At 60.5% G+C, this 20,499-nt stretch carries 20 protein-coding genes, 3 tRNA genes, 1 other RNA gene and 1 pseudogene; 11 read left to right on the top strand and 14 right to left on the bottom strand.

Going from position 1 to position 20,499, the window contains the following annotated elements; genetic code table 11:
• Positions 1 to 26: 26 nt before the first annotated feature.
• Positions 27 to 893, bottom strand: a complete 867-nt coding sequence (locus ACFSYH_RS01400; protein ID WP_377464660.1) for a YaaA family protein — start codon at positions 891 to 893, stop codon at positions 27 to 29.
• Positions 894 to 1,009: 116 nt separating this feature from the next.
• On the opposite strand from ACFSYH_RS01400, the gene rnpB reads away from it, so the two are divergent.
• Both rnpB and pepN read left to right on the top strand, forming a co-directional pair.
• An RNA gene (rnpB, locus tag ACFSYH_RS01395) (RNase P RNA component class A) lies at positions 1,010 to 1,373 on the top strand.
• 302 nt (positions 1,374 to 1,675) lie between these two features.
• A complete protein-coding gene (gene pepN, locus ACFSYH_RS01390) occupies positions 1,676 to 4,264 on the top strand; it encodes an aminopeptidase N (protein ID WP_377464659.1) in 2,589 nt (862 codons plus the stop codon).
• Between the two features lie 130 nt (positions 4,265 to 4,394).
• Here pepN and ACFSYH_RS01385 read toward each other — a convergent pair whose 3' ends face one another.
• Both ACFSYH_RS01385 and ACFSYH_RS01380 read right to left on the bottom strand, forming a co-directional pair.
• Positions 4,395 to 4,850, bottom strand: coding sequence for a peroxiredoxin (locus tag ACFSYH_RS01385; RefSeq protein ID WP_377464658.1), 456 nt, complete (start codon positions 4,848 to 4,850; stop codon positions 4,395 to 4,397).
• Positions 4,850 to 5,263: a DUF3052 domain-containing protein gene (locus tag ACFSYH_RS01380; protein ID WP_377464657.1), complete on the bottom strand. Its 414-nt coding sequence runs from the start codon at positions 5,261 to 5,263 to the stop codon at positions 4,850 to 4,852. Before ACFSYH_RS01380 ends, ACFSYH_RS01385 begins: the two co-directional genes overlap by 1 nt.
• 534 nt (positions 5,264 to 5,797) lie before the next feature.
• Between ACFSYH_RS01380 and aceE the strand changes: the two genes are divergently transcribed.
• Positions 5,798 to 8,551, top strand: coding sequence for a pyruvate dehydrogenase (acetyl-transferring), homodimeric type (gene aceE / locus ACFSYH_RS01375; RefSeq protein WP_377464656.1), 2,754 nt, complete (start codon positions 5,798 to 5,800; stop codon positions 8,549 to 8,551).
• A gap of 294 nt (positions 8,552 to 8,845) precedes the next feature.
• Here aceE and ACFSYH_RS01370 read toward each other — a convergent pair whose 3' ends face one another.
• Positions 8,846 to 9,514, bottom strand: a complete 669-nt coding sequence (locus ACFSYH_RS01370) for a hypothetical protein (protein WP_377464655.1) — start codon at positions 9,512 to 9,514, stop codon at positions 8,846 to 8,848.
• Between the two features lie 129 nt (positions 9,515 to 9,643).
• On the opposite strand from ACFSYH_RS01370, the gene ACFSYH_RS01365 reads away from it, so the two are divergent.
• From ACFSYH_RS01365 to ACFSYH_RS01345, 5 genes are all read left to right on the top strand, one after another.
• A complete protein-coding gene (locus tag ACFSYH_RS01365; RefSeq protein ID WP_377464653.1) occupies positions 9,644 to 10,831 on the top strand; it encodes a PucR family transcriptional regulator in 1,188 nt (395 codons plus the stop codon).
• A 195-nt stretch (positions 10,832 to 11,026) separates the two neighbouring features.
• Positions 11,027 to 11,983 (top strand): ACP S-malonyltransferase, encoded by a 957-nt coding sequence (locus tag ACFSYH_RS01360; RefSeq protein WP_377464652.1) that lies wholly within the window; start codon positions 11,027 to 11,029, stop codon positions 11,981 to 11,983.
• 2 nt (positions 11,984 to 11,985) lie between these two features.
• Entirely contained in the window at positions 11,986 to 12,987 is a 1,002-nt protein-coding gene (locus ACFSYH_RS01355; protein ID WP_377464651.1) for a beta-ketoacyl-ACP synthase III, read from the top strand.
• 45 nt (positions 12,988 to 13,032) lie between these two features.
• Positions 13,033 to 13,281: an acyl carrier protein gene (locus ACFSYH_RS01350; protein WP_377464649.1), complete on the top strand. Its 249-nt coding sequence runs from the start codon at positions 13,033 to 13,035 to the stop codon at positions 13,279 to 13,281.
• 75 nt (positions 13,282 to 13,356) lie between these two features.
• Positions 13,357 to 14,601: a beta-ketoacyl-[acyl-carrier-protein] synthase family protein gene (locus ACFSYH_RS01345; protein ID WP_377464647.1), complete on the top strand. Its 1,245-nt coding sequence runs from the start codon at positions 13,357 to 13,359 to the stop codon at positions 14,599 to 14,601.
• Positions 14,602 to 14,837: 236 nt separating this feature from the next.
• On the opposite strand, the gene ACFSYH_RS01340 is transcribed toward ACFSYH_RS01345, so the two are convergent.
• From ACFSYH_RS01340 to ACFSYH_RS01320, 5 genes are all read right to left on the bottom strand, one after another.
• Positions 14,838 to 15,338 carry a DUF3145 domain-containing protein gene (locus ACFSYH_RS01340; protein ID WP_377464646.1) on the bottom strand — a complete coding sequence of 167 codons (501 nt, stop codon included), beginning with the start codon at positions 15,336 to 15,338 and terminating at the stop codon, positions 14,838 to 14,840.
• A gap of 204 nt (positions 15,339 to 15,542) precedes the next feature.
• Entirely contained in the window at positions 15,543 to 16,031 is a 489-nt protein-coding gene (def, locus tag ACFSYH_RS01335; protein ID WP_377464645.1) for a peptide deformylase, read from the bottom strand.
• A 131-nt stretch (positions 16,032 to 16,162) separates the two neighbouring features.
• Positions 16,163 to 16,234, bottom strand: a tRNA-Asn gene (locus ACFSYH_RS01330).
• Between the two features lie 31 nt (positions 16,235 to 16,265).
• Positions 16,266 to 16,337 (bottom strand) — tRNA-Asn (locus ACFSYH_RS01325).
• 134 nt (positions 16,338 to 16,471) lie between these two features.
• Positions 16,472 to 17,092: a hypothetical protein gene (locus ACFSYH_RS01320; protein ID WP_377464644.1), complete on the bottom strand. Its 621-nt coding sequence runs from the start codon at positions 17,090 to 17,092 to the stop codon at positions 16,472 to 16,474.
• Positions 17,093 to 17,194: 102 nt separating this feature from the next.
• On the opposite strand from ACFSYH_RS01320, the gene ACFSYH_RS01315 reads away from it, so the two are divergent.
• From ACFSYH_RS01315 to ACFSYH_RS01305, 3 genes are all read left to right on the top strand, one after another.
• Positions 17,195 to 17,268: transfer RNA gene (locus ACFSYH_RS01315), tRNA-Ile, on the top strand.
• 102 nt (positions 17,269 to 17,370) lie between these two features.
• Positions 17,371 to 17,541 carry a hypothetical protein gene (locus ACFSYH_RS01310; protein WP_377464643.1) on the top strand — a complete coding sequence of 57 codons (171 nt, stop codon included), beginning with the start codon at positions 17,371 to 17,373 and terminating at the stop codon, positions 17,539 to 17,541.
• 42 nt (positions 17,542 to 17,583) lie between these two features.
• Positions 17,584 to 17,799 carry a hypothetical protein gene (locus tag ACFSYH_RS01305; protein WP_377464642.1) on the top strand — a complete coding sequence of 72 codons (216 nt, stop codon included), beginning with the start codon at positions 17,584 to 17,586 and terminating at the stop codon, positions 17,797 to 17,799.
• Between the two features lie 48 nt (positions 17,800 to 17,847).
• Here the strand turns inward: ACFSYH_RS01305 and ACFSYH_RS01300 are convergent.
• From ACFSYH_RS01300 to ACFSYH_RS01280, 5 genes and pseudogenes are all read right to left on the bottom strand, one after another.
• Positions 17,848 to 18,888 (bottom strand): annotated as a pseudogene (locus tag ACFSYH_RS01300) (recombinase family protein); the annotation flags it as partial.
• 108 nt (positions 18,889 to 18,996) lie between these two features.
• Positions 18,997 to 19,140 (bottom strand): hypothetical protein, encoded by a 144-nt coding sequence (locus ACFSYH_RS01295; RefSeq protein WP_377464641.1) that lies wholly within the window; start codon positions 19,138 to 19,140, stop codon positions 18,997 to 18,999.
• A gap of 76 nt (positions 19,141 to 19,216) precedes the next feature.
• Entirely contained in the window at positions 19,217 to 19,552 is a 336-nt protein-coding gene (locus tag ACFSYH_RS01290) for a hypothetical protein (protein ID WP_377464640.1), read from the bottom strand.
• 106 nt (positions 19,553 to 19,658) lie between these two features.
• The gene (locus tag ACFSYH_RS01285; RefSeq protein WP_377464639.1) at positions 19,659 to 19,865 is read right to left on the bottom strand and encodes a hypothetical protein; all 207 of its coding nucleotides are present in this window, start codon (positions 19,863 to 19,865) and stop codon (positions 19,659 to 19,661) included.
• Between the two features lie 104 nt (positions 19,866 to 19,969).
• Positions 19,970 to 20,461: a single-stranded DNA-binding protein gene (locus tag ACFSYH_RS01280; protein WP_377464638.1), complete on the bottom strand. Its 492-nt coding sequence runs from the start codon at positions 20,459 to 20,461 to the stop codon at positions 19,970 to 19,972.
• Between the last annotated feature and the right edge of the window lie 38 nt (positions 20,462 to 20,499).

Here is a 20,499-nt window from a genome sequence, read left to right as displayed (position 1 = left end):
CCGTACCGGCCCAGCCTTCATGTCACCTAGGACACCACGATTTCGAGGACGGAGGCGTTGCCTTTACCGGGGATCAGATTCGCCTCAAGGAAGTCCGGGCACTCACGTGCGGCAACCAATAGTTCTTCGGCACACTGGGGCTGAGCACCGGTTCGGGTCAGCAGATGCCGCGCCAACACCCCGCGCGTGTGCTTCGCGTTATGGGAGACAACCGAACGCCTACCGTTCAGTTCCCGAAGCACCTTAACCGAAACCCAATCCGTTTCTAGTCGAGCAACGGGCTTCCACGCGGCGACATAGGTTGCGCTTCGGCAATCTACCACCACGCCGCCCTCAGCGAGCGGTGCCAGTTCCGCGTCCAAGACCTTACGCCACGCGGCAGCAACCTTCCCCACGCTCCGCGCAACGCCGACACCTGCACCTGCACCTGCACCTGCACCTGCACCTGCACCTGCACCTGCACATGCACCTGCACCTGCACCTGCACCTGCGTCAAGGTTCACGCCCATCGACAGCCGATACGCAGGAATCCGATCACTCGGAGCAACAAGCCCCCACACAGCAGACACAATACGAACCGACTCATCCGCGAGCGCCAACTGCCCCTCACTCAACGAGCCAAAACCCAGCGCATCGTAGAGAACGCCAGAGTAAATCTCCCGCGCAGGTCCAGCAGGCTCCTGCCACAAGGTGATATTCCGGGAAACCTCGGCAGCCAACGAGGCACCCACCCCAAGCACCTCCATGGCGTGAGGGGCGGACGAAACCTTAGCCAACTCGTCGACAATCAGGCAACGCATAGCGTTCAAACTGGGGTGCGACAGCGCATCCAGGTCGACGGGAGCGCCCGAGCCGGGCGTTTTACCTTCAGATGGCGGCAGCAAAATAAGCACGCCAAAAGCCTACCCACTCCCTTGGCGCGAGCAGGCACATAAACGCTGCCACGAGGCAGATCTCACACCCACGCCCCCTCGCGCGAGTGATGGGGCGCGTATCCTTGAAAGGCGGAAGAGACAACCGGGCAACCGCGGGCCGTATACGGCACGAGGAACGTCCGGGCTCCACAGAGCAGGGTGGTGGGTAACGCCCACCCGGGGTGACCCGCGGGACAGTGCCACAGAAAACAGACCGCCAGCCGCGAGCTGGTAAGGGTGAAACGGTGGTGTAAGAGACCACCAGCTCCCCAGGTGACTGGGGAGGCTAGGTAAACCCCACCCGGAGCAAGGCCAGACAGGACACGGTGAGGCTGCTCGCTGAGTGTTCGGGTAGGCTGCTTGAGCCCATCGGCAACGGTGGGCCTAGATGGATGGTTGCCACTCGCGTCCGAGTAATCGGTGCGGGCACAAAACCCGGCGTATAGGTTGTCTCTTCCGCTTTTGCGCGCCTGCTTTTCTTGCGCCCTGTGGGCGCCGTGTTGCTGATTTCCGACGATTCCCCAGCCCACTCCCCTGCGTCACGCTGGGCGGATGAGGACTTCCCACTACCCAATCCCCTGTATCGCGTTGAGCGGATGACGGCTTCCCACTGACCACCCCAAAACCGACGAAACTAGCGATAGAAGATGGGTGGTTACGTCGGTTTTTGGGTGGGTAGTGCACACTTGCCAGAGCAAGCGCTTGGGGTGCCCTCTCGGCCTCGCACGAGAGAGGCCATCCAGGCTGGCAAAATGGTGGGCATGAGTTCTGCAAACCTCACTCGAGAAGAAACTGCGCTGCGCGCGCAACAGGTCAGTGTCTCCACAATCGCCGTTGACCTGGACCTGACCGGCGCTCCTAACCCGGACGTGACGGGCTTCCCCACCACCACGACGCTCACGTTTACGGCCACGACCGATCAGACGTGGATTGATTTCATTGGCGAATCTGTCCTGTCCGTGACCCTGAATGGTCACGATCAGCCGGTCGTGTGGGATGGTGCCCGCATCAGCGTCGCTGGGCTGACAGCGGACAACATCCTCACGATCAAGGCCGTTGGAACGTATTCGCGGTCGGGCGAGGGCATGCATCGGTACGTGGACCCGGCCGATGGTGCGACCTACCTGTACACGCAGTACGAGCCGGCTGATTCACGGCGAGTCATGGCATGTTTTGAGCAGCCGGACATGAAGGCGCGGTATTCGTTTACGGTGTCGGCTCCGGCTGGCTGGCAGGTGCTCTCGAATGGTGCGGCGCTCTCGATCACCGAGTTCACCACTGGCACCGAGTCGGCCGAAATGGCGTCAGGCGCGGTGGCGGGTACAACCGCAGACCCCACGGCACAGGGCGCAACCGGCCCCGGCGTGACCGCGCAGCGGGTCGAGTTCGCCGAGACCCTCCCACTGTCGAGCTACATCACGTGCGTCTGCGCGGGTCCGTATCACCGCGTGGATGCGGTGTGGACTGGCCAGGAACCTGCCGTCGCGTTGGGCGTGCTGTGCCGTGCATCGCTTGCGGAACATTTGGATGCGGACGAAATCATCGAGGTTACTCAACATGGACTGGACTTCTTTACCGCTCACTTCGGTTTCGAGTATCCGTGGGGTAAGTACGACCAGATTTTCGTGCCTGAGTACAATCTCGGAGCAATGGAGAATCCGGGGTTGGTGACCTTTACGGAAGCCTACGTGTTCCGTGGCGCGTCCACCTCCGCGCAGCATGAGGGCCGCGCGAACACGATTCTGCACGAGATGGCGCACATGTGGTTTGGCGATCTGGTCACGATGAAGTGGTGGGACGACCTGTGGCTCAAGGAGTCGTTCGCGGATTACATGGGGTCGCATGCTTCGGTGGCTGCAACGAAGTTCACGGATGCGTGGGTGACGTTCGCGAATCGTCGTAAGGCGTGGGCCTACCAGCAGGATCAGCTTCCCACGACGCACCCGATTGTTGCGAATATTCCTGACCTTGAGGCCGCGAAGTTGAACTTCGACGGCATCACGTACGCTAAGGGCGCTTCGGTGCTCAAGCAGTTGGTGGCGTTTGTGGGCGAGGAGGCGTTCTTTGAGTCGGCACGCCGCTATTTTGCTCGGCACGCGTACGGCAACACGACCCTCGATGATCTGTTGACGGTTCTTACGGAGGTGTCCGGTAAGGACGTTCACGCGTGGTCGCGGGCGTGGTTGGAGACGACAGGCATGAGCACGTTGACTCTCTCCGTGTCCGGCGACGACGTGACGATCAGTCAGGATGTGGCGCGCCCGCACAGCCTTCAGGTGGGCTTGTATGGCTGGCAGGATGACGCGCTGGTCGCGCAGTCCCTAGTCCCGGTGACGATCACCGAGTCGGATACGACCGTCACGATTCCGGGCGCTGGTGACGCCGCGTTGGTGGTCCTGAACGAGGGGGATTGGACGTATGCGAAAGCCCGCCTCGATGAGGCTGGCATTGCGGCGGTGTCCGCCGGATTGTCGACGATTCAGTCACCCTTGTCCCGCGCGCTCGTGTGGTCCTCGCTCTGGAATGCAGTACGTGACGCCCAACTTGGCGCTGACACGTATCTGACCATCGTGTCCAAGCATGCGGTGAACGAGTCGAACATTGCGTTGCAGTCCGGTGTGCTCGCGAACGCCTTCTACGCGATTGAACACTACGCACCAATATCTGTTCGTGATGATCTGCGTGCTGCCTGGCTGGACACTACGTGGGATGCGCTGTGGCAGGCGGAGGCGGGTTCGGATGCTCAGTTGGCGTGGGCTCGCGCTGTGGGCGAGGTCGCTAGCGTACGCTCCGACCGATCCGCGGACCTGCAAGCACTGTTGAACGGCGACGCCAAACCACCGTCCGGTCTCACTTTGGATACCGACCTGCGCTGGCACTGGCTGTCTTCGCTCATCGCTGTGGGTGCGGTCGAGGGGAGCGCTGCTGATAGCGAACTCGAACGCGACAACACCGGAAGCGGACGCACCGCATACGTGCACGCTACCGCCTGTGTTCCAACCGTCGAGGTACGCGGCGAGGATTGGCATCGAGCGTGGGAGGATACATCGCTCTCGAACGAACACCTAAGCGCCGTGATCTCGGGCTTCACGTCGGGCAACTCGGAGACGTTCACAAGCCCGTATGCGGATGAATACTTCGAGCGGATTCTTGCCGCATGGCAGACTCGCTCAATTGAGATCGCTCGCCGACTCGTGGTGGGCCTGTTCCCATCGGCCGATGAAACAGATCGGGCCGGTGCTTGGCTCGATGCCAACTCAGATGCTCCAGGGGCACTGCGCCGCCTAGTCATTGAGCAACGGGACCATGCGCTGCGCGCGGCCCGTGCCCGCTCGGCAACTCACGCCTAACGCACCCACAACTCAGACGAGTCGGCCACCGAAAGGTGACCGACTCGTCGTCAATCTAAGTCAAAATGCAGAGCAAAAGTCCACACTGGAACGCGCATCCAGATCAAACTGAAGCGCTGCAAACGCGAGACTACAAAGCCGCGAGCGCCTCGCGGTACCTTGCGAAGTCGCGGGCTTGGCCGCGCCCATTCACTACCGCCCAGCGGACAACGCCTTCCTCGTCGATAAGGAAGGAGCCACGGATCGAAAGACCGTTGTCCTCGTCGAACACCCCGTACTCGCGGGCCACCGCGCCATGCGGCCAAAAGTCCGACAGCAGATCAAACGAGTAGTTCTCCTGCTCGGCCCACGCCTTCTGTGTGAACATCGGGTCGCATGAGACTGCGAGTAGGGTGACGTCGTCGCGCTCGAACAGTGAGATGTTGTCGCGTAGTTCGCACAACTCCCCCGTGCAGATGCCGGAGAACGCGAATGGGAAGAACACCACCAAAACCCTGCTCCCCCGCAGCTCGCTCAGGCGAACTGGGGTGCCGTGGTTGTTCTTGAGTTCAAAATCTGGCGCGACGGAGCCAACCGCAACGGACATTACTTGCCGCGTCCACGATAGGAGAGCTTGGTTGCGGACCAGTCGTCGGCGATCGAGAAGGTCGAGGTCGCGTTCATGCCTGCGAGTTGAGCCGCTTCCTGGATCTCGTTGTGGTCCACGTGGCCGTCACGGCCTGGCTTCGGGAAGAACACCCAGATAGCCGCACCGTCTTCGAGAGCCGCCTGCACGTCGACAAGGAGGTCAACTAGGTCGCCGTCCTCGTCGCGGTACCAGACGATGGCGCCATCGGTGACATCGTCAAAGTCCTCGTCAGCCAACTCGTTGTCGGTGAGATCCTCAATGGCCTCACGCAGATCGTCATCGACGTCATCTGCCCAACCGAACTCTTGTACTACGAACCCAGGTTGAAACCCAAGACGGTCGATAACCTGCGAGTCAGCATTCGCTGCCACTGTGATGCAATTCCTTTCACATACGACCAAGGACGATCCTTGGAGGCGCCTAGACGCAAACCTAACTTAAGAATCGGCCATCGGCAGGGATTGTGGCAAGAAAACACGGCAAATGTCGCATAAATTATTTCCGACGAGTCGTTTTGGTTCGGCGGTGACGCCCAGCCCTCTCCTCATCGAACTCGACCGTTTGTGCTCCAACTCGACCGCGCCACGGTTGAGTTGGGGCACAAACGGTTGAGTTCGGCGCTGAAAGGTGAGCCACCTCAAGCCCAAAGGTGGGACATGTACCGTGCGCACAGTCAGAAAAACCTGCCCAGTAATCTAGGCCAAAAACCGCAGGATTCTGCGGGTGTCACGAATGTCACGTCATATTTCCCGGCCACAAAGTGGAAATGAGGGGGAAGTGTGACAAGAATGAAAGAAACCGGCGGCGGGAGCGGCGACACTGACATCCGAGTCGCACCCGCGCAAAGGGCCGGAAAGACGAGCAATGGGGCACCCCCTGTAGCTCCACGAGTAGTGAGGATGGCTGTGGCTGCGTACGAAGAATCCGGGCCGCTAATTAACGGTCTTCTTAGCCAGGTCCCAGACATTGACCCTGCGGAAACCGCTGAGTGGGTTGAGTCGCTGGACGGGCTGATTGATGAAGCAGGTGGACCTCGAGCCCGATACATCCTGCTTAACCTGTTGAAGCGTGCACGTGAACGTAGCGTTTCCATTCCAAACCCCGTCACCACCCCGTACGTCAACACGATCGGTGTGCACGACGAGCCTTACTACCCTGGCGACGAGAACGTTGAGCGTAAGTATCGCTCGTGGATCCGCTGGAATGCCGCGGTGCTCGTGACCCGCGCACAGCGCCCGGGCGTCGGCGTCGGTGGACACATCTCCTCCTACGCCTCGGTTGCCACCCTCTACGAAATCGGCTTGAACCACTTCTTCCGCGGTAAGGATCACCCAGGCGGCGGTGACTCGATCTACTTCCAGGGTCACGCATCCCCCGGTGTCTACGCTCGCGCCTTCCTTGAGGGCCGCTTGAGCGCGGACCAGCTCGATGGTTTCCGCCAGGAGCACTCGCACGGCGGTCTCGGTCACGGGCTGCCCTCCTACCCACACCCACGCCAGCTCCCTGACTTCTGGGAGTTCCCAACCGTGTCGATGGGTCTTGGCCCGGCCTCGGCGATCTACCAGGCGTGGACCAACAAGTACCTGCACAACCGCGGTGTCAAGGACACCTCGCAGCAGGACGTTTGGGCGTTCCTCGGCGACGGTGAGATGGACGAGCCAGAGTCACGCGGTATGCTCCAACTTGCCGCTCAACAGCAGCTCGACAACCTGACCTTCGTGGTGAACTGCAACCTCCAGCGCTTGGACGGCCCGGTTCGCGGTAACGGCAAGATCATCCAGGAACTCGAGGCGTTCTTCAAGGGTGCTGGCTGGAACGTCATCAAGGTCATCTGGGGCCGCGAGTGGGATGTCCTGCTCAACGCTGACAAGGACCGTGCTCTTGTCAACCTCATGAACGTCACCCCAGACGGCGACTACCAGACCTACAAGGCAAACGATGGCGCGTTTGTCCGCGAGAACTTCTTCAACCGTGACCCACGGACCAAGAAGCTCGTGGAAAACATGACCGATGACGAGATCTGGGCTCTCAAGCGCGGTGGACACGACTACCGCAAGATCTATGCCGCGTACACCGCTGCCCGTAACCACACCGGTCAGCCAACGGCGATCCTCGCCAAGACCATCAAGGGCTACAAGCTCGGCTCCGCATTCACTGGTCGTAACGCAACCCACCAGAAGAAGAAGGTTGCGCTCGACGAGCTCAAGACCTTGCGTGACACCCTGCACATTCCAATCTCTGACGAGGTCTTGGAAGCAAACCCATACGAGCCTCCGTACTACCACCCGGGCATGGACGCGCCAGAAATCCAGTACATGCTGGAACGCCGCCGCCAACTCGGTGGTTTCGTCCCGGAGCGTCGCGCAAACCCTGAACCGCTGAAACTTCCAGAGGCCAAGTCCTACGAGGTTCTCAAGCGCGGTTCGGGCAACCAGGAAGTCGCCTCGACGATGGCGTTCGTCCGTCTACTCAAGGACCTCATCAAGGACAAGGAGTTCGGTCCACGTATCGTTCCGATCATCCCGGATGAGGCCCGCACCTTTGGTCTGGACTCGATCTTCCCATCGGCGAAGATCTTCAACACGCTCGGCCAGAACTACATGGCTGTGGACCGCGACCTCATGCTCTCCTACAAGGAGTCCGAGGCTGGCCAGATCATGCACACGGGTATCAACGAGGCCGGCTCGGCTGCGGCGTTCCAGGCTGTCGGCACCTCGTACGCCACGCACGGTCAGCACCTCGTGCCGTTCTACATCTTCTACTCGATGTTCGGTTTCCAGCGCACAGGCGACCAGTTCTGGGCCGCCGGTGACCAGTTGACCCGCGGTTTCATCATCGGTGCAACTGCTGGCCGCACCACCCTAACCGGTGAGGGCCTGCAGCACGCTGATGGTCACTCACCACTGATCGCTGGTACGAACACCGCAATCGTTCAGTACGACCCCGCCTATGGCTACGAGATCCGCCACATCGTGCGCGATGGCATCGAGCGCATGTATGGTGACGGTTCGGATGGCCGCGACCAGAACGTCATGTACTACCTGACCGTGTACAACGAGCCGATGGTCCAGCCTGCTGAGCCTGAGGACGTAGACGTTGAGGGTATCCTCCGCGGTATCCACCGCATCTCGGTCGGCGAGGGTGATGGCCCACGTGCCAACCTCCTGGCCTCTGGTGTCGGTGTGCCATGGGCTCTCGAGGCCCAGAAGTTGCTGCGCGAAGACTGGAACGTATCTGCTGACGTTTATTCAGTCACCTCATGGAACGAGTTGCGCCGTGACGGTATCGCTGCGGACCAGCACAACTTCCTGCACCCGGAGCAGCCTGCTCGCGAGGCATACCTGACCACCAAGTTGAAGGATGCTCAGGGTCCATTCCTTGCAACCTCTGACTACGACCACCTCGTACAGGATCAAATCCGCAAGTGGGTTCCTGGCGACTACGCTGTGCTCGGTGCTGACGGTTTCGGTTTCTCCGACACCCGTGCCGCAGCTCGCCGCTACTTCAAGATCGATGGTCCATCGCTCGTGGTGCGTACGCTTCAGGAACTTGCCCGTCGCGGCGAGGTCTCAGCGGACGCTCACGTGCAGGCTATCGCGAAGTACGACCTGCACAACGTGAACGCAGGCACCTCCGGCAACGCCGGCGGCGAGGCCTGATAGGCATCCCTCCAGGGAACAAGGGAGCCCCACACAGCCATCAGGCTGTGTGGGGCTTTTTGTGTGTGGGCTTTTGTCTGCACGCGCTCACACTGGCAGTGTGGATTTGCGGGTGTGGAGACGCACTCTCAAGTATTGCGAGTGCTGGTTCGTCCGCAAACGAGATGCGGTTTGCGAGCCAAGCAGGATTCACAGATGCCGTCTTGGATGGGCAAGGCCGTCGACACACCTGCTTCCAGGATTGGCGACGAGCAGTCACCGCCCAGCGCACACTCAGGGCAGGTGTGTTCCCTGCTAGGAGCGATGTACTCCGCGCACCTCATCGATCAGTTCTGGATCGATCTCGCTGATCTCTGCAGCAGATGCGTGACCCAGGAGTTCGGTCAGGGCGGCTTCCGCTTCCATGCGCTTGTCGCTGAGAAGAGCAGCACGTACGACTGCGACTCCGGCCGCTGGTATGTGTTCGCGTGACTTCCAATGCCCCATTGCCAGGTTGTACGCCTCATGACTGCGATCAGTCTCAGCAAGCAGTTTCACCGCAACAGCGAGAGCCTCACCGTGTGGGTCCCTGGCGATGGCTGCTGTGAGACGCCTGATGGCCTCATCTGGATCAACATCGATTGAGAGGCGCGCAAGCTCGGTAAGTGGGAACCAGGCCTTGGGGTGTCCGGAGAATTCCTCCGCGAGCGCCCACGCACTCATGGTGCGCTTTTCAGCGTAACTTGCTTCGTCTTGAAGTGCGTTGAGGGGATCTTCGTTTTCCGATCCCTCGTCCGCACAGTTGCGCACGACCAGTTCAAGGAGTGCGTTGAATGCCAGTTGATTGTTGGGGTCGTCTGCAAGTTGTGCGCGCAGCGCGTCCTCCTGCACAACATCCGCATTGTGGGTGTGTGGCGACTCTCTGCGCAATCCGACCGTTGATGCCGAGGAAGAACGCGAGAGCAGTTTTCTGATTCGGGGCATGATGGCCATACTTAGACAATACTCTCTCTTTGGCGTTTCTTGGAGGAAATTGAGGGGGCCAACTCACCTAGTGATACAAATTCCTCGCGCCTTTGTCGGTTCTCCACAACTTCACCGTATGCTTAGGCCATGAATAACCGCGATACCACCAACGGGTCTGTAGCAACTGACAGTCTTGCGGAAGATCAGCAGCGGGTGAAGGATGGCTCCGGCCTACTCACCTCAGCAGCCCTCAAGAAACTCGATGAGGCGCTCCCCTGGTATCGTGCACTCCCCAAGGACGACCGCAGCTGGGTCGGACGAGTTGCCGAGGCCGGTATCACCTCGTTCATCAACTGGTACACACATCCCGAACTCGGTATCCAGAGCGCTGGTGAGATGTTTGCCGCCGCGCCACCAGACCTCACCCGCTCGATTTCGTTGCAGCACACGCTCCAGATCGTGCGGTGCGTTGTGGAGGTCGTAGAGGTGTATTCCGACCGACTCGCCGTTCCCGGTAATGAGCAGACCCTCAAGGAGGCGGTTCTGCGCTACTCGCGCGAGGTTGCCTTCGAGGCGGCCGAGGTATATGCACGGGCCGCTGAAGTACGAGGCGCCTGGGATGCTCGGCTCGAAGCGCTTGTCGTTGACGCAATCGTCCGCGGAGATCGGGATCGCTCCCTACGATCGCGGGTTTCGGCCCTCGGCTGGAGTGGGGTCGGCAAGGCCATCGTGATCGTGGGCACGACTCCCCCAGGTTTCGACGATCTACGTGCCGCCGATCTGCGCCGCGCAGCCCGCCGCCTCGTGCAGGACGTACTCGTGGGCATCCAGGGTGACCGCATCGTTCTCGTACTCGGGGGAGATGGCGACCTCTTCTCTGCCGCAGGCCTGCTTGAGGGACGATTCGGACAGGGCCCGATCATCATTGGACCCGTTGTGGCCGGACTCGACGATGCCCCTCGCTCTGCATCCGCTGCTCTCGCAGGGTTGGAGGCGGTGCCAGCCTGGCCTGGCGCACCACGCCCAGTCGCCGCGGACGAACTACTTCCCGAACGCATGTTGATCGGCGATCCCCTGGCCCGGTCCTCACTCGTCGCCCAGGCATTCGAACCGCTACAGCAATCCGGCGGCGCGCTGCTTGAGACCCTTTCGGCATATCTTGGAACCGGACGCTCCCTTGAAGGAGCGGCACGCGACCTGTACGTCCACCCCAACACTGTCCGCTATCGCCTTCGCAAGGTCGCCGAACTAACGGGCTGGGATCCCCTCGATGCCCGTGAATCATTCGTCTTGCAGGTGGCCCTCGCCGCTGGAAGGCTGCCTGTCGACCTGTAGGCAGGGACTCGTCGAGAATTAGGATTTTGCGCCTTGTCACAAAACCTGAGGCGCACTAGCATCGAAGCAGCGGTCTTTTAGCCTGTGAATATATCCGACCACCCCATGCTTTTGTGGGGTACATACAAAACATTGGGTGAGGCTTGTGCGCGTCGGTACCTCGCAAAATTGCCTCGCGTACGGCAAAGTTGAAACGTGCTTGCAGTAGTTTGCCCGGGACAGGGCTCCCAGACCCCAGGAATGCTCGTACCGTGGCTTGAACTGCCTGCGGTGCGCGAACAACTCGAAGAGTTCTCGACCCGCAGCGGCATCGATCTCGTGGCGCATGGAACCGAATCAGACGCGGACACCATCCGCGACACTTCGGTAGCCCAGCCACTCATCGTCGCTTCTTCCCTCATTGCGCTCCGCGCAATCGTTGGTGACGCAACCCAAACAACGCAGAGCGTTGCGGTCACCGCTGGACACTCGGTCGGTGAGTTCGCGGCGGCAGCAGTCGCTGGAGTCGTCGAAGACGCATCCGCAGTGGACCTCGTCTCACACCGTGCACGTTTCATGGCTGAGGCTGCGGCAGCCACTCCGACCGGCATGTCCGCTGTTGTCGGCGGTGTGGCCGAGGAAGTCCTCGCAGCAATCGAAGCCGCTGGACTCACCCCTGCAAACGTCAACGCAGCCGGGCAGATCGTCGCCGCAGGATCCCTCGAAGGACTTGAGACCCTCGCGCAGAACGCTCCAGCCCGTGCCCGCGTCATGCCCCTCAAGGTGGCCGGTGCATTCCACACCCACTACATGAACGGCGCATTCGAACGGTTCTCCCCGGTCGCAGCCGACTGGGCCGCGAATGACCCCCAGATTGCGCTCCTGTCCAATCGGGACGGCAAAGCCTTCACCAGCGGGACGCATGGACACGGCACCGCACGCGAGGTGCTGAACGCCTTGGCCAACCAGATCATCTCTCCCGTGCGTTGGGACCTGTGCCAAGAGGAGCTCAAGGCGCTCGGCGTCACCGGAATCCTCGAACTTGCGCCCGGTGGAGTCCTCACCGGAATCGCCAAGCGTTCCCTGCCGGACATCGAACGCTTCGCCGTGAAGTCGGCGGGGGACGTTGAAGAAGCACGTGCCTTTGTGGCCGCACACGGAACGGGAAACTGAACATGGCTACCATCACCCCAAGCATCGGATCGGCCTACTCGCGCATCGTCTCCTACGGTGTTGATCGCGGAGTCAACGTTGTCACCAATGACGAGATCGCAGAACCAATCAACTCCTCCGACGAGTGGATTCAACAGCGTACCGGCATCATCACGCGTCGCCGGGCAACTGCCGAGGAAACCGTGGTTGACCTCGCTGAACGCGCCGCCAAGCAGGCGATCGAGCGTTCTGGACTAGACCCACAAGAAATCGGTGCGGTCATCATGTCGACAGTCACCTATTTCGCGCAGACCCCATCCGCGGCGGCAATCGTCGCAGACCGCGTGGGAGCCAACCCAGCCGCCGCATTCGACATCTCCGCCGCATGCGCCGGGTACACCTACGGCATCGCGCAGGCCGACGCACTGGTCCGATCAGGAGCAGCCAAATACGTACTTGTCATCGGCGCGGAGAAGATGAGCGACTTCATCGATCCAACCGACCGTTCGATCTCATTCCTCCTCGGAGACGGCGCGGGAGCAGTCATCGTCGGCCCATCCGACACCCCCGGCATCGGCCCAACCGTTTGGGGATCGGACGGATCACGCGCCGAGGCAATCTCGCAAACGCACGAGTGGAGCGAGTTGCGCAAAAACCCAGAGGTAGGCTGGCCCACCCTCCGACAGGATGGTCCATCCGTTTTCAAGTGGGCAAGTTTTAAGATGGCACCAGTCGCCCTTGAGGCGATCGAAGCCGCGGGGCTCACCCCCGACGACATCGACGTATTCGTGCCTCACCAAGCAAACATGCGGATCATCGACCAATTGATCAAGCAAATCAAACTTCCCGAGTCTGTCGTTGTGGGACGCGACATCGCTGATACCGGAAACACGTCAGCGGCATCCATCCCACTAGCTACCGACCGTCTTCTCCAAGAGGGTCAAGCGAAATCAGGCGACATCTGCCTGCAGATCGGTTTTGGTGCTGGCCTTGTTTATGCCGCACAGGTAGTCGTCCTCCCATAGGGCATTACCATTTCACCTGAAGTAAAAGAAACCCAAGGAGCAATCATGGCTTACACCGAACAGGACGTCCTAGCTGGCCTCGCAGAGATCGTTGCAGAAGAGACCGGCCTTCCAGTAGACAACATCACCGCTGACAAGTCGTTCGTCGATGACCTGGACATTGACTCGCTGTCGATCATGACCATCGTGACCCACGCAGAGGACAAGTTCGAGGTCACCATCCCAGACGACGCTGCGAAGGACTTCGTTACCGTCGGCGACGCTGTTAACTTCATCGTCTCGGCAGCAGCCTGACGTAACTGATGGGAGCGGAGCATCTCCGCTCCCATCTTTGTAAGCACTGCCCCACACACATTCAAGGAGATGAACATGTCCTCCGTTCCAGAAGTCGTTGTCACCGGACTGGGCGCCACCACGCCACTCGGCGGAGACGTGGCATCAACTTGGGCTTCAGCTTTGGCCGGTCAGTCGGGTGCCCGCACCTTCGACAACGACTGGGCTGAAAAGTACGGCATGCCCGTCAACTTCGCTGCAACCATCGCGGTCAACCCTGAAGAGGTTCTGACCCGCCCCGAGATCAAGCGCATGGACCCGTCCACGCAGTACGCGATCATCGCGGCCCGCGAGGCTTGGAAGGATGCTGGCGCGCCGGAGATCGACGGTACCCGCCTTGGAACCGTTGTGTCCTCCGGCATCGGTGGAATCTGGACGACCCTCGACGCATGGGACACCCTGCGTGAGAAGGGCGCACGCCGCGTTCTCCCAATGACCGTTCCCATGCTTATGCCGAATTCCCCAACCGGCTTTGTATCACTCGAGTTTGGTGCCAAGGCTGGCGCACACGCTCTCGTATCCGCCTGCGCATCCGGTGCTGAGGCGATCGGCTACGGTGTCGAGATGATCCGTTCCGGCCGCGCTGACGTGGTCATCGCCGGTGGAACCGAAGCGACCATCCACCCGATGCCTATCTCCGCGTTCGCTGCGTCCCGTACGCTTTCGCTACGCAACGACGACCCAACCGGTGCATCGCGCCCCTACGACATCAACCGCGACGGCTTCGTCATCGGTGAGGGTTCCGGAATCGTTGTCCTTGAGTCTGCCGAGCACGCTGCAGCTCGCGGTGCCAAGGTGTACGCCAAGATCGGCGGCGTTGGTCTGAGCGCTGACGGATACCACATCACCTCACCTGAGCCTTCCGGTGACGGCCAGATCCGTGCCATGAAGGACGCTCTCGCTGATGCAGGAGTATCTGCCACAGATATTGTTCACGTCAACGCACACGCGACCTCGACCACTGTCGGCGACCTCATTGAGGCCCGCTCGATCCGCGGCGTTCTCGGCGATGACGCGGACCACGTGGCACTCTCGGCAACCAAGTCGATGACCGGTCACCTGCTCGGCGGCGCTGGCGCCCTCGAAACGATCTTCACGGTCCTCGCGGTATCCGAACGCACCGCTCCCCCAACGATCAATGTGTCGGACCCAGACCCAGAGCTGACGCTCGACCTGGTTCGGGACACCCCTCGCGCACTGCGGGACGGCGACATCGCCGCGGTCAACAACTCGTTTGGTTTCGGTGGACACAACGTTGCGTTGGTGGTCCAGAACGCGTGAGTCCTTGCGGGCGCTCACCCAAGCCTCTGCTTGGGTGAGCGCTTTGCTGTATGCGCTGTCAGCCAATGCGTGGGTGGAAAATCACCGCTCACAGCCCCATTGGCGAGCGTTCAGCAAGCACCAATATTGACGACGAGCGGGTCGACACCCATGATGGGTGTCGACCCGCTCGTCGTCAATTGAGATGTCAGCGATGCACCAATTCCGCGCTATCAGGCCGCGAACTAGTCATCCAATCAGCCGACCTGGTGCAACCAGCGTACTGGCGCGCCATCCCCTGCGTAGCGGAACGGTTCGAGTTCCTCATCCCATGCGGTTCCCAGAGCAAGATCAAGCTCACGTCGCATACGGTACGCATCGTGGGAGTGTTCCATCGCGGCCCGGATACGGGCCTCGGAAACCACGATATTGCCGTGCATGTCCATGTTGGCGTGGAAGATGCCGAGAGACGGCGTGTGGCTCCAGCGAGAGCCGTCAGCACCGAAAGAAGGGTCCTCAGTGATCTCAAAGCGCAAGTGATCCCATCCTCGCAACGCCGAGACAATCTTGGAACCACTGCCCTGCTTGCCCTGCCACGAAAACTCGGTGCGCACCATGCCAGGCGCGGCTGGCTGATCAATCCAGTCAAAATGTGCGGGCGCGCCAAGAACCTGCTCCACAGCCCACTCCACATGTGGACACATTGCTCGAGGAGCAGAGTGCACGAAGAAAACACCGCGCGTCAAAACACCCGTCATATGTTCCTCCTTGGTTGAGGGCCGTCTTCCCCTACGTCCTCGCACCACATGGATTCATATAACCGGTTAGCCAACGTTACCTAGTTGAGACCTCGCATCTTCCCCTATGGGGCCCCGCAAAGATCACGATTAAATAACCCTGCCACCTATGATGCCTCACTTGGCGCAGAAGCGCCAGATCAATCTAACTGGTGGATATTTCCCCTAGAGCGATTCGCGCAGGTCACGCATAGCCTTACGGCGCACGGCCCGTTCCAGCCTATCGAGGTACAGCATGCCCTCAAGATGATCCACCTCATGCTGCAGGCAGCGGGCCATGAGGTCAGTTCCCTCAACGACAAGCGTCTTGCCATCGAGGTCCATTCCCTCGACACGGGCATACCATGCACGCTTGGTTGGATACCACAGAGTCGGAACAGAGAGGCACCCCTCGTCGCCCTCCTGGAAGCGGTCCTCGGAAAGCTCCACGATCCGCGGGTTCAGGATATAGCCGATTTCATCGTCGATGTTCCATGAAAATGCCCGCAGGTTCACGCCAATTTGGTTGGCGGCGAGACCAGCGCGACCTTCCATATCCACAGTTTCGAGGAGATCTTCAACTAGACCCTTGACCCGAGCATCGATGGTGGTGATTTCTTCGCATTTGGTACGAAGGACCGGGTCCGGAACAGTTCTAATCTCTCTAATCGCCATGCGCACCATTGTCCCACGAAACAGGTCCCATCGTGGACAAGCTGGTCTCTTCGAAACAGGTGATTCCTGAAAGCCATATGACAACTCGCTGGGTAAAACAAAACCCGAGTGAAGCACTCGGGTCTTGATTGCTCCCGCGACTGGATTCGAACCAGTGACCGTCCGATTAACAGTCGGATGCTCTGCCGCTGAGCTACGCGGGATCGTATGTGATACGACTATTCAGTTATATCGCTCCCGCGACTGGATTCGAACCAGTGACCGTCCGATTAACAGTCGGATGCTCTGCCGCTGAGCTACGCGGGAATACGCCCTTCACTTTACCGAATCGGTGCATGAAACCGAAATCCACAAAGACCCCAGTAACCGCTCCTCACCGGCCACACGGACACCAGATCCATGCCGCGCGAAAAGCAACAGATAAAACTGTAGCAGGTTTTTCAGCGCGCACCGGACACTTCACGTAGCCGCGCAACGACAGGCGCCACCTTCTTCATCACAACAGGGTGGTTCGGATCGATTCCGTCATCATAGAGCACCTCCACGAAGATATCTCCGACCTCATCACGACGCACAGCAACCCGCACGTTTTCCGCAGAAGTAAGCGCAATCGTCTCGCTCAACACAACCGAGTTCTCCACCCTGTCACGCAGAATCGACAGGAACTCCATGGGAAGGTCAACTCCAACCTGCAGGATGAGCTCCTCATCTGCTGTGGTGAATGACACCCTGATGATTCGCTCTTCGGCGACCCAAAACGCACGGTCAATCTCATGCCACCAGAAACCCTCAACGGAACCAGATTCCCCACCCACGCCAGAGGCCACAGCGATCAACCGCCTAGCCGTGGCCGCCACGGTTACCGTGTCATCGCCGACAACGTATTCGAGCGTCTCAGCCGGAGAATCCTCGACTGTGGCACGTACAACATTCGCCGATTCCTCGTCCTCATCGATGAGGCTTGCACGCTGTCCCTGCGCCCATGCGAGCACCCGTTCCGTTGTAATCTCGCGGATTTGGCGACGAACAGGATCTGGCAGGGCTGCTTTTCTACGAAACATACTTTCCACGTTAGTGCGAGATGCTGACAAACAACAGTTGCAAAAGGCGCTAACCTATACATGCACCACGAACGATCACTTGATCCGCTGGCCATGGTGCACGCCCCAATAGCTCAGTTGGTTAGAGCAGGGAACTCATAATTCCTTGGTCGCGGGTTCAAGTCCTGCTTGGGGCACCCAATAAGCGATGTTGTAACCCGGGCCTGAAGAAAAAGGTCCTGGGTTACAACATCGCTCTTCTCATTGCTAGCGTTGCGCTGCTCTGCCCAAGCGATCGCTTGCTGCTTGGTGGTCTCGTCGAGGATCGTCTCGAACGGTGCTGCGGTGTCAGCGACGAGGTTGTCGTTCTCGTTCAGGTAGATACGGGTGAAGAACGTCTGGTTCGCGAGGCGCTTGTTCTGGTCATCGCAGCGCTCGTGGACAGCTGCGAAATCTCGAGCGAGGTCTAAGGCACCGTCGATGAGGTCGCGTGCACCCTGATAGTCGTTGTGGTGTTCAGCGATCTGCGCTTCGATGCCGTCGAGCTCGGCGCGCAGTCTGGTCTGGAACTTCTTCAACTGCTCGAGCGTGAGCGCGTCAGCAAGGTGAGCCTCCAAGAGCTTGTCTTGCTCGATGGGGATCTGCTTGCGACGGTCGATCAGGTCGCGGATGGACTGGCTTGTGCCCGCGGTGAGCTGATCGAACTCGTGCATGAGCATTCCTCGTAGCGCGTCACTCATTGCGGGGGTAAGGGTGATGCGCTGGTAGTAGTCGGTAACGAGTTTCTCGACCCGGTCAACGGGTGCGTAGGGCATGTCGCAGGTGGTGCGCTTGTTGTTACGGCCCAGGCAGATGAAATACGGGTAGATGTTGCCATGCCGATTCTTGGCGTGGATGATCGTCATCCGCTGCCTGCACCTGCCGCAGTACAGTGAGCCCTTCAGGTAGTGGTCGTGTTTTTGGGTGCGAACCCCGGACTGGGCGTGGGAACGCAGCACGGCCTGCACCTGGTACCAAACCTCTGGTTCCACGAGCCGTTCGTGTGCCCCGTCATAGCGCACACCCCGGTAAACGACATCGCCCTTGTAGTAGGGATTTTGCAACATTCGATGCACGCTCGACAGACCCAAAGGACGCGCGGAGCGTTTCGGAGTCGGAACACTACGAAGACCTTTGTTCGTCAGTTCGGTGCGCAGCTTCGCGATGCTGTAGTTCCCGGACGCGTACGCGGTGAATGCCCATTTGACCAGGAGCGCCCGCTCGGGGTCTTGCTTGATTCCGCGCACTTCGCGGCCGAGCTCGTCCCGGTGCAAGGTGTTGAGGTAACCGATCGGGGCACGCATTGGGGTGCCACCTGTCGAGGCCTTCTGCACGAGGCCTTTCATCACCTCATTGGCGAGGTTAACGGAGTAGAACTCCGCGTTCGAAGACATGATGCCGTGCAGCAGCATCCCAGACGGGGTCTCGTCGATGTTCTCGGTCGCCGACACCAGCATGACCCCTGCCTTGCGGAGGGCCATGTGGATCTCGACGTCGTCGGCACGGTTGCGGGCGAGCCGGTCGACCTTATGGACGATGCAGTAGGCGACCTTGTGACGTTTGACGTAGGAGATCATCTCCCGAAGCGCTGGCCGGTCAGCCTTCTTCGCCGACTCACCCGCGTCAACGAACTCCTTGATGATCGCCGCTCCCAGCGATTCGGCTTTGGAGTGATTCGCGGCTCGCTGCGCGGGGATCGAGAACCCCTCGTCCCGACCGCCCTTGGTGGCCTGTTCCTTGGTAGACACCCGAAGATATGTCACGGCCGGAGCAAGCATGCTCTGGGCGGCAGCGGATACGGGGGCGAAGTCGTCGAGTACAGATGTCATGGCGGGGCCTCTTTCGATGTTCTTCCCGCCACCACCTATTGTGGGCGGGTTGTGATGTTACCTTCCTTCACCGGTGCGGTCCCAGTCTCCGACCGGCTTCAGCACCTCGGGACGAGTCGTCACGGGCGCGGCCTCAGAGGCACGGCGTGCGTTTGCTTCGGCCAGGGTGAACCGGACGAACAACTCGGTTAGCGCGGTCATGTTCGGGCGATCTCGATGGGCGACCCGGACTTCGAATGAACGCTCCGACGCCGGAGGTTTACGCCGCGAGGTAGCGTCACCCATCACGGCCTAGCTGTTCATCAGCGAGGACCTGACGGATCACGGCATCCTGCTCGGCAGTCCTCGCCTGGACTTGCTCTTCGACGAACGCCAGGAAATCCTTCGTCCGTTCCACTACCGGCACCTCTGCTGTGGAGGGTTGGGTCCAGCCTTCTGCTTCGCCTCCTGGCCAGGCCGTGGTGCGTGTGGGGCGGTCACGGTCCAGGCGCGTGCCGGAGATCGTGACCCAGTCGCGCAGCCGTTCACGGGTGATAGCGAAGTCGTGATGCCATGCGAGCGCTTGGTTGCCTTTTGCTTGCGGGTCGAAGCAGAACAACCAGTGCTGCTTCAAAGCGGAAAGCTCCCACAGGAGCTCGGGGTGGCGGTGCCACATCAGTGGCACGACCTGGGCGGGCAGCCCGTAGGTGTGGCGAAGCCAGTCGACCCACGCGTTCAGCTCAAGGAGCTCGTGCTCGAGGTCTGCTGGGGGGCAGGTTGCGCCAGTTGATCGGGCGCGGCACCTGCCCGAGCGCCGCCGCAAGATCGTTCACATAGGCCTGCTTCGCGAACTCCCGAGTCTCCTCCTCCACGCCTGGAGGGAGATCATCGAGGTTCACGTCATCGACGTCCGGCCCCGGCATGTCCGGAGGTATCTGGTCAGTCATGGGTTACTCCTGAAAGAGTGCACGCCACTTCCGCGACGTAACAAGAATCTGGGCGGGTGCGGCGACGAGGCTGAGCCCGTGCCGCCGCACCCACGTTGAGGAGTTCAGCGGGCAACGACTTCACGCTGAACCTGACCGGTGCTGGTTGCTGAGGGTGGTTCGGAGCCGAGGTCTGCTTCGCGCTGCGCGAGCGCCTGCTGCACCTGCTCCCGGCCCGGGGCCTCATGCTGCGGTGTCTCGCGCTCGGGGCTGCGGCGATCGACGGTGTAGCGGGTGATGTTGTTGTCGTGCCCGATCCGGGAAGCGACGAACTGTTCCCGCTCGGTGCCGTCGTCCCCGGTATAGGTGCGGGTTTCACCTTCGGCGATGAAGTTGTCGCCCTTGCGGAACTGCTCGTGCGCGAGCTCGGCGGACTTGCGGAACATCACTAGGTCAGTGAATTCCGGATCGAGCTGCGTGAACGTCCCGTCCTCCTCGAACCGGGCCTGGGGCTGCCCGAAACGCATGTAGACGCGGGCGTCACCCTTGCTCGTGAACGTCAGCTCCGGGTCCGTGGCGACGAATCCTGCGAGGGACTCTTTCGTGCGGATACTCATCAGCAGGTACTCCTATCGGTCTCACACTCCGCAACTGC

The sequence above is a fragment of the Populibacterium corticicola genome (genome assembly GCF_042683685.1).
Classification (GTDB): domain Bacteria; phylum Actinomycetota; class Actinomycetes; order Actinomycetales; family Cellulomonadaceae; genus Timonella; species Timonella corticicola.
Note: the sequence above shows the minus strand (reverse complement) of the source record. Positions and strands in the feature narration are given on the sequence as shown.

Bases quoted from the DNA above. Each gene is read 5' to 3' on its own strand.
- pepN (WP_377464659.1), top strand. From the start codon at position 1,676: ATGAGTTCTGCAAACCTCACTCGAGAAGAAACTGCGCTGCGCGCGCAA.
- ACFSYH_RS01385 (WP_377464658.1), bottom strand. From the start codon at position 4,850: ATGTCCGTTGCGGTTGGCTCCGTCGCGCCAGATTTTGAACTCAAGAAC.
- ACFSYH_RS01370 (WP_377464655.1), bottom strand. From the start codon at position 9,514: ATGCCCCGAATCAGAAAACTGCTCTCGCGTTCTTCCTCGGCATCAACG.
- ACFSYH_RS01365 (WP_377464653.1), top strand. From the start codon at position 9,644: ATGAATAACCGCGATACCACCAACGGGTCTGTAGCAACTGACAGTCTT.
- ACFSYH_RS01355 (WP_377464651.1), top strand. From the start codon at position 11,986: ATGGCTACCATCACCCCAAGCATCGGATCGGCCTACTCGCGCATCGTC.
- ACFSYH_RS01350 (WP_377464649.1), top strand. From the start codon at position 13,033: ATGGCTTACACCGAACAGGACGTCCTAGCTGGCCTCGCAGAGATCGTT.
- ACFSYH_RS01345 (WP_377464647.1), top strand. From the start codon at position 13,357: ATGTCCTCCGTTCCAGAAGTCGTTGTCACCGGACTGGGCGCCACCACG.
- ACFSYH_RS01340 (WP_377464646.1), bottom strand. From the start codon at position 15,338: ATGACGGGTGTTTTGACGCGCGGTGTTTTCTTCGTGCACTCTGCTCCT.
- def (WP_377464645.1), bottom strand. From the start codon at position 16,031: ATGGCGATTAGAGAGATTAGAACTGTTCCGGACCCGGTCCTTCGTACC.
- ACFSYH_RS01320 (WP_377464644.1), bottom strand. From the start codon at position 17,092: ATGTTTCGTAGAAAAGCAGCCCTGCCAGATCCTGTTCGTCGCCAAATC.
- ACFSYH_RS01295 (WP_377464641.1), bottom strand. From the start codon at position 19,140: ATGACCGCGCTAACCGAGTTGTTCGTCCGGTTCACCCTGGCCGAAGCA.
- ACFSYH_RS01285 (WP_377464639.1), bottom strand. From the start codon at position 19,865: ATGACTGACCAGATACCTCCGGACATGCCGGGGCCGGACGTCGATGAC.
- ACFSYH_RS01280 (WP_377464638.1), bottom strand. From the start codon at position 20,461: ATGAGTATCCGCACGAAAGAGTCCCTCGCAGGATTCGTCGCCACGGAC.